This is a genomic window from Leptolyngbya cf. ectocarpi LEGE 11479 (assembly GCF_015207065.1).
Lineage (GTDB): Bacteria > Cyanobacteriota > Cyanobacteriia > Phormidesmidales > Phormidesmidaceae > Leptothoe > Leptothoe ectocarpi.
This window is the reverse complement of record NZ_JADEXP010000414.1, coordinates 1-5,538: the sequence shown is the minus strand read 5'-3', so window position 1 is coordinate 5,538 and position 5,538 is coordinate 1. Positions and strand designations below refer to the sequence as shown.

Genomic DNA, 5,538 nt, shown 5'->3' with positions numbered 1-5,538 from the left:
AAGAATCTTTGACTACCTGGTAGCAATTGATCAATTCGGGGTTGCGATCGCTAACAATAGCCTGCCCAGGCTGCAACGTTAGCAGCAGCGCCCCGCCCCCGATAAACGGCTCATAGTAACAACCATAGGACTCAGGTGCATACCTAAGCAGCTCAGGCAACAACTGTCGTTTGCCCCCAGCCCACTTTAAAAATGGACGTAGCGCTACAGGTGGGGAGGATAGTCGAACCATAAACTCTTAAGGATTTTCCTCTCAGGAGAATCGAGCACCTACGGTAGAATATGCAAGGCCTATGGTAAAATAAGGCCTTTAATAATTTGCTTAAATCCAAAGGCTACTGCTGAGCCTCAATTTAGACGATGCAAGACTTTTTTTCCAATGTATCGCGCTATCCGCGTTACTTTATTACATTTACACTGGGCGTACTCTACAGCATTGTTAAGCCACTGCTGCCACTTTTCGAAAATCGCGTTACCGCAGTTGCGCTGGTAGGTGCCGTAGTGGCGGGCTTTCTATGTCTGACATTTACCTTAAAGGCAATGTTGGGTTTGACTTAGAAGGGACGGTCCGCTTAGGGTCATTTCTCGTGATCACCCAGGACAATCAAGAATCGGTAGGGTGGGCATTGCCCACCATTCGTTAACTAGGAGAAGACGATGGCAACAAGTCGTCGAGTAGCGCGGGTATCCGCATCCATTAAACGTGAAATTAGTCAGATGCTCCTAACGGACATCAAAGATGAGCGAGTAGGCGCAGGTATGGTTAGCGTTACCGCTGTAGATGTGGCTGGTGACTTACAGCATGCCAAAGTGTTTGTCAGCATCTACGGCACTGCCGAAGCCAAAGCCGAGACCATGGCCGGACTAGCCGCCGCCACACCCTATGTAAAAGGCACCTTGGGACGGCGTTTACGGCTGCGGCGAACACCTGACATTATCTTCAAAGAGGACGTGTCATTTGAGCAGGGGACTCAGGTGCTGAATTTACTCAGTCAGCTGGAACATGACCGCAGCAACGTTGATGAAAATGGCATTCCGGTCAGGGTCCCCAGCGCCACTGAGGATGAGGATAGGGCGTAGGCAACTTGCAAACCTCTTGAAAGTCCCCTAAATTCCCCAAGACTGGGGGCCTTGATAACGATTGCTGCACAACCCATGTTTCTTAATGCAGCTTCCTAAATGCTCAAACCAATCCTGCCTGATCCAGACAGTCTATCTCTGGCGCAGCTCGTGGCGCAGATGATCGTGGTGCGCACCACGGGGCATTTGTTTGACCACGAAATTGAATATCCTGCTTGGGAAGCAACCCAGGCCCAGATGGAGCATTACATCGCCCTGGGGGTAGGTGGTGTGATTTTACTGGGTGGTAGCGGAGCAGAAATAGCCCTACGCACTCAGGCCCTCCAGGCAATGGCAGAGATTCCCCTCTTGATCGCGGCAGATATTGAAGAAGGTGTGGGTCAACGGTTTAGCGGTGCCACCTGGTTGCCACCACCGATGGCGCTGGGAGAAATTGCCCGAACTGACTTAGACATGGCCAAAGACTATGCCCGACAGTTTGGTCAGTGCACGGCCTGCGAGGCCATGGCCATTGGTCTTAACTGGGTGCTGGCGCCGGTGGTGGATGTCAATAATAATCCGGCTAATCCCGTGATTAATGTGCGCGCCTTTGGTGAAACGCCAGAGATTGTTACCCAGCTGACCCAGGCATTTATCGCAGGGGCACAGGATTACCCAGTACTAACCACGGCGAAGCATTTTCCTGGTCATGGCGATACCTCGATAGATTCACACCTGAGTCTGCCGGTAATTGATCATGCGTTAGACAGGCTTGATCGAGTAGAGCTAGTACCGTTTAAGGGCGCGATTTCTCCAGAGATTGGCAAGTCCGTGGACAGCGTGATGACCGCTCACATCTGTCTTAGTGCTTTGGATCGCACACATCCTGCCACCCTATCGAAGCCGATTTTGACGGGGTTATTGCATCAGGAGCTGGGTTTTGATGGACTAATTGTCACCGATGCGCTGGTGATGGGAGCCATTACGGATACCTATGGTCCCTATGAAGCGGCTGTGCTGGCGGTCGAAGCAGGCGCAGATGTGGTGCTAATGCCTGCGGATGTGGAAGGCTGTATTCAGGCCATTTGTGAAGCGGTGCGGGTGGAACGTTTGGATGAAACCCAAATTCGGTCGTCGGTGGAACGGATTTGGCGGGCGAAGCATCGGGTATCGGGACCGTTGGGCACGGGGCCATCCTGTCATGATTGGGAGCCTGCGGAACCGGTAACCCAGGTGCAGCAGCTGGCCCAGCCTCAGGCATTGGAGCTAGCTAGAACTATTTTGCGGTCTGCGAGTCGACAGGGTGATTCTAGATTAAGTCCACAGGGACCGGGACAAAATGTGATTTTGGTGGATGATGTGTTGGGCTGTCGGTATTTGCCGAGGACGGCACCTGCGATCGCAGTGCCCATGGAGTGGGGCTATGACCTGACACTGCTGGACAGTCGGTCGTCGCAGCTGCCGAAAACCGGCATACCGACATTGGCGCAGCTGTTTATCCGAGGAAACCCGTTCCGCAGTGGGCAAAACCTGGTGCAGTTGGCACACCAGGTTTTGGACATGCTAATTGCTACAGGAGATTTGCAAGCAGTGGTTGTCTATGGCAGTCCCTATGTGTTGAAGCAGCTGTCTTGGCCACAGAGTATTCCCTGGGTATTTAGCTATGGGCAGATGCCCATGGCACAGGGGTTGGCCTTAGAAAGTTTGGTCGGTGAAACTGTCGCTGCTGTAGGGGTAGATCGGAGTTTTACAGATTAGCAAGGTCATCCCCTCATTGAGGTATGGATATCTATAGACTTCCTTTATGAATTCTATAGATCTAGATTTGTCAACTAGATTTGCAATTCGTTACATTTTGCGTTACAGTAATTCACATAAAGAAACAAAGGAAAAACACCAAATGTCCACTGTTACTGACGAAACCGGACTGCTCAACAACTTCGCTACTGAGCCCAAAATGTATCTAGCGTCCGCTCCTAGTCCTGAGCAAAAGCGTCGCTACTTAATTCAAGGTGGACTAGCCGCATTGTTAATCAGCGTAGTGACGCTCACTGCCCTAGGCGTTAGCTAACTCATCGAAAACGCACAACAGTTAACGCCTGCCCGCCTCAAGACACATTTCACAATCAGGAAACAAAACTATGTTTGGTATTTTACTCGCCGTAATTATTGTTGCTTGGGTTGCTGCATCCATCATTGGTACCCAAGCCTACTTCTTCGGAGAGCAGTCTAAGCCTATCCATGAGCGTAACTGGAACTCTGACGGTTTTGAGAATATTGCAAAGTTGGTAACCGGTCGTGAGACTAATTTCAACGAGCGTGTTTACCCCTCTGGCGGTGACGCTTACACCAGTAATGTCGCCAACAGCTAACTGCCTAGCCAAAAGCTAACTTTGAAGAGCATCAGCCTGGAACTGTTCCTGAGCTGATGCTCTTCTGTTTTGTTAATGAATCTGTTTTGTTATGGAATCCTGAGCGTAGGGCGATTTTGTCAGGAAACATGAAAAAAAGCGAAATGGTAATATCACGCAGACATGTCTCTAATCTAATTAATCGTATGTCTCGATACTTAACCTAATGCTTATCAATCCTTCGTCTACTCAAGATTTTAGAGCATTGTCAACGCTCTATCAGACGACATTGCTGGAGACGGTTTTACCATTTTGGCAGCGCCATTCATTAGATCGCGACCACGGTGGTTATTTTACTTGTCTAGATGTCCAGGGCAATGTGTATGACACCGATAAATTTGTCTGGTTGCAAAATCGGCAGGTGTGGACATTTTCGATGTTGTATAACCGTCTAGAGCAACGCTCTGATTGGCTCACTGTGGCGCGTCATGGAGCAGATTTTCTGGCACAGTATGGACGTGATCCAGAGGGCAACTGGTACTTTTCGCTAGATCGTCAAGGGCGTCCTTTGGTCCAGCCCTACAACATTTTTTCCGACTGCTTTGCCGCCATGGCGTTTAGTCAATATGCCCAGGCCAGTGATGACCATGCTGCTAGGGAAATTGCGTTGCAGGCCTACAATAATGTACTGCGTCGTCAAGATAACCCCAAAGGCCAGTATAACAAGGCTTATCCAGGTACTCGACCGATGAAATCCTTGGCTGTGCCGATGATTTTGGCTAACCTGACATTAGAAATGGACTGGTTGCTGAGTGCAGAACGCCTAGACGCAGTACTTGACCAAACCATTCATGCTGTGATGGAAGAGTTTTTGGATGCTGAGAGTGGCTTAGTGTATGAGCATATTGCACCAGACGGCTCTCCCATGAATAGTTTTGAAGGGCGGTTGCTCAATCCTGGACATGGTATCGAAGCCATGTGGTTCATGATGGATATTGGTCGGCGTCGGCAAGATACGGTACTGATTAACCGAGCTGTTGACACCACCGTGGCAATTCTTGAGCGCGGGTGGGATAGCAAATATGGCGGTATCTTTTACTTTTTAGACCGTAAAGACTATCCGCCTCAGCAGTTAGAGTGGAGTCAAAAATTATGGTGGGTGCACCTGGAAACTCTAGTAGCGCTGCTATTGGGGTATCGGCTCACCCAGAGGGATGATTGCTGGCAGTGGTATTGCACCGTCCATAATTACGCCTGGTCACGATTTAATGACTCAGATTATGGCGAATGGTTTGGCTATCTAAGTCGTCAGGGTGATGTTTTATTGCCCTTAAAAGGCGGTAAGTGGAAGGGGTGCTTTCATGTTCCTAGAGCTCTTTATCTCGGCTGGCAGCACTGTCAGGCAATGGCTTAACGTTTAGTTTTTTTCCTAGTGCGGCACGGGGGTGGTCCTAACAGTTCACTCGCACAGGTCATCCACTGCTCAGTCTGCTGACGCAGCTGCTCTTCGTCTACGCCGTCAAATCGAAAGTCTTTGTCCAACTGCTGCCAAAAGTCTAGATTATGGCCATGCTCGGAGCCATGAGGTGAACGACTAGTAAGTTTGCTCGAAGTCATAAAGTTGCTTGGTTAGCTGCATAAGACGTGGGTACCCAACTTATTTGAAGGTGCCCAATGATACACAGCTTTTCAAGGTACTGATAAAAATCAGGTAATCTTGACGACAAACCGAATTATGAAAACCACGCGATTTGGACCAGGAATGTCCTTATTGAACAACATTCTGGTGACAGATTTACGTAGAGGCTACTGCCAAAGTAAATAATTTACGAATGTTACGGATATGTAGTCACGAGCAATGTACAACTGGTAGTCCCACTGGAACTAATGTGACACTCTTAAGGATTGGTACAGCTGTCACATTAGACCTACTGGCACTTGTAACGAGAGCTATACTGTCGCCAACCGCGTTCCCTGCTTTGCCTAGATGTCTTATCTCTCTGCTGTTTCAGGGAGCTGTTATGACTGGAGATCCTGTCGATTTAGGATGATTCCTGTAAGCAAAATCTAAAATTAAACGATCTAGTTAGTTCAAAGATACTAATTAAGTTACCATATGCTAGTAGCT

General features: G+C 49.0%; 9 protein-coding genes. 7 read left to right on the top strand and 2 right to left on the bottom strand.

Annotation, left to right across the window (positions count from 1 at the left end):
- The coding region (locus IQ260_RS27180; protein WP_193996210.1) for a DNA adenine methylase at positions 1-232 on the bottom strand (232 nt) is incomplete at its 3' end.
- A gap of 128 nt (positions 233-360) precedes the next feature.
- Here IQ260_RS27180 and IQ260_RS27175 point away from each other — a divergent pair.
- The 7 genes from IQ260_RS27175 to IQ260_RS27150 all read left to right on the top strand — a co-directional run bounded on the left by IQ260_RS27175 (position 361) and on the right by IQ260_RS27150 (position 4,824).
- Positions 361-558 carry a DUF751 family protein gene (locus IQ260_RS27175; RefSeq protein ID WP_193996209.1) on the top strand — a complete coding sequence of 66 codons (198 nt, stop codon included), beginning with the start codon at positions 361-363 and terminating at the stop codon, positions 556-558.
- Positions 516-644 carry a hypothetical protein gene (locus tag IQ260_RS31575; protein WP_265579588.1) on the top strand — a complete coding sequence of 43 codons (129 nt, stop codon included), beginning with the start codon at positions 516-518 and terminating at the stop codon, positions 642-644. Before IQ260_RS27175 ends, IQ260_RS31575 begins: the two co-directional genes overlap by 43 nt.
- A gap of 13 nt (positions 645-657) precedes the next feature.
- Positions 658-1,080 carry a 30S ribosome-binding factor RbfA gene (gene rbfA, locus IQ260_RS27170; RefSeq protein ID WP_193996208.1) on the top strand — a complete coding sequence of 141 codons (423 nt, stop codon included), beginning with the start codon at positions 658-660 and terminating at the stop codon, positions 1,078-1,080.
- 99 nt (positions 1,081-1,179) lie between these two features.
- Positions 1,180-2,817 (top strand): glycoside hydrolase family 3 N-terminal domain-containing protein, encoded by a 1,638-nt coding sequence (locus IQ260_RS27165; RefSeq protein ID WP_193996207.1) that lies wholly within the window; start codon positions 1,180-1,182, stop codon positions 2,815-2,817.
- 142 nt (positions 2,818-2,959) lie between these two features.
- Positions 2,960-3,130 (top strand): photosystem II assembly protein Psb34, encoded by a 171-nt coding sequence (gene psb34, locus IQ260_RS27160; protein WP_193996206.1) that lies wholly within the window; start codon positions 2,960-2,962, stop codon positions 3,128-3,130.
- A 70-nt stretch (positions 3,131-3,200) separates the two neighbouring features.
- Positions 3,201-3,431 carry a photosystem II protein, Psb35-related gene (locus tag IQ260_RS27155; protein ID WP_193996205.1) on the top strand — a complete coding sequence of 77 codons (231 nt, stop codon included), beginning with the start codon at positions 3,201-3,203 and terminating at the stop codon, positions 3,429-3,431.
- 205 nt (positions 3,432-3,636) lie between these two features.
- A complete protein-coding gene (locus IQ260_RS27150; RefSeq protein ID WP_193996204.1) occupies positions 3,637-4,824 on the top strand; it encodes an AGE family epimerase/isomerase in 1,188 nt (395 codons plus the stop codon).
- On the opposite strand, the gene IQ260_RS27145 is transcribed toward IQ260_RS27150, so the two are convergent.
- A complete protein-coding gene (locus tag IQ260_RS27145; RefSeq protein ID WP_193996203.1) occupies positions 4,821-5,027 on the bottom strand; it encodes a hypothetical protein in 207 nt (68 codons plus the stop codon). The two genes, IQ260_RS27150 and IQ260_RS27145, sit on opposite strands and share 4 nt — an antisense overlap.
- Positions 5,028-5,538 lie beyond the last annotated feature (511 nt).

Coding starts and splice junctions, on each gene's coding strand:
- IQ260_RS27175 (WP_193996209.1), top strand. CDS start 361: ATGCAAGACTTTTTTTCCAATGTATCGCGCTATCCGCGTTACTTTATT.
- IQ260_RS31575 (WP_265579588.1), top strand. CDS start 516: ATGTCTGACATTTACCTTAAAGGCAATGTTGGGTTTGACTTAGAAGGG.
- rbfA (WP_193996208.1), top strand. CDS start 658: ATGGCAACAAGTCGTCGAGTAGCGCGGGTATCCGCATCCATTAAACGT.
- IQ260_RS27165 (WP_193996207.1), top strand. CDS start 1,180: ATGCTCAAACCAATCCTGCCTGATCCAGACAGTCTATCTCTGGCGCAG.
- psb34 (WP_193996206.1), top strand. CDS start 2,960: ATGTCCACTGTTACTGACGAAACCGGACTGCTCAACAACTTCGCTACT.
- IQ260_RS27155 (WP_193996205.1), top strand. CDS start 3,201: ATGTTTGGTATTTTACTCGCCGTAATTATTGTTGCTTGGGTTGCTGCA.
- IQ260_RS27150 (WP_193996204.1), top strand. CDS start 3,637: ATGCTTATCAATCCTTCGTCTACTCAAGATTTTAGAGCATTGTCAACG.
- IQ260_RS27145 (WP_193996203.1), bottom strand. CDS start 5,027: ATGACTTCGAGCAAACTTACTAGTCGTTCACCTCATGGCTCCGAGCAT.